This is a genomic window from Sporosarcina sp. P29 (assembly GCF_002743265.1).
In the GTDB taxonomy this organism is placed as follows: Bacteria; Bacillota; Bacilli; order Bacillales_A; family Planococcaceae; genus Sporosarcina.
On the sequence record NZ_PDYX01000056.1, the window covers coordinates 1 to 850 of the forward strand.

General features: G+C 50.8%; 1 rRNA gene. It reads right to left on the reverse strand.

Annotation, left to right across the window (positions count from 1 at the left end):
• A 23S ribosomal RNA gene (locus CSV68_RS16495) occupies positions 1-601 on the reverse strand; the annotation flags it as partial.
• Positions 602-850 lie beyond the last annotated feature (249 nt).

The following is an 850-nucleotide window of genomic DNA, read 5'->3' on the forward strand; positions in this document are numbered from 1 at the left end:
TTGCTACAGAATATAAGTCGCTGACCCATTATACAAAAGGTACGCAGTCACCCCATAAAGAGGCTCCCACTGCTTGTACGTACACGGTTTCAGGTTCTTTTTCACTCCCCTCGCCGGGGTTCTTTTCGCCTTTCCCTCACGGTACTGGTTCACTATCGGTCAGTCAGGAGTATTTAGCCTTGGAGGATGGTCCCCCCATATTCAGACAGGATACCACGTGTCCCGCCCTACTCTTCGAGTTCACAACCTGTGCATTTTCGTGTACGGGACTGTCACCCTGTACCGTGCGACTTTCCAGACGCTTCCACTAACACACAAGCTGATTCAGACTCTGGGCTGCTCCCCGTTCGCTCGCCGCTACTGGGGGAATCTCGGTTGATTTCTTTTCCTCGGGGTACTTAGATGTTTCAGTTCCCCCGGTTCGCCTCGTTAACCTATGTATTCAGTTAACGATAGTGTGTCGGAACACACTGGGTTTCCCCATTCGGACATCGCCGGGTCAAAGGTTCATATCACCTCGCCGGCGCTTTTCGCAGATTAGCACGTCCTTCATCGCCTCTGACTGCCAGGGCATCCACCGTGTACGCTTAGTCGCTTAACCTCACAACCCGAAGATGTTTCTTTCGATTCATCACCGGTTTGCGAAAATTTGAGAGACTCGAACACACATAACATGTGTGTCGTTTCAATTTTCAGCTTGATCCAGATTTTTAAAGAGCAAATATCTCAAACGTCACCCGAAGATGAGTTTTGAGATATGTCGGCAGGTGACTTTCACTCACGAACCAGCAAGTGGCGTCCCCTAGGGGATTCGAACCCCTGTTACCGCCGTGAAAGGGCGGTGTCCTGG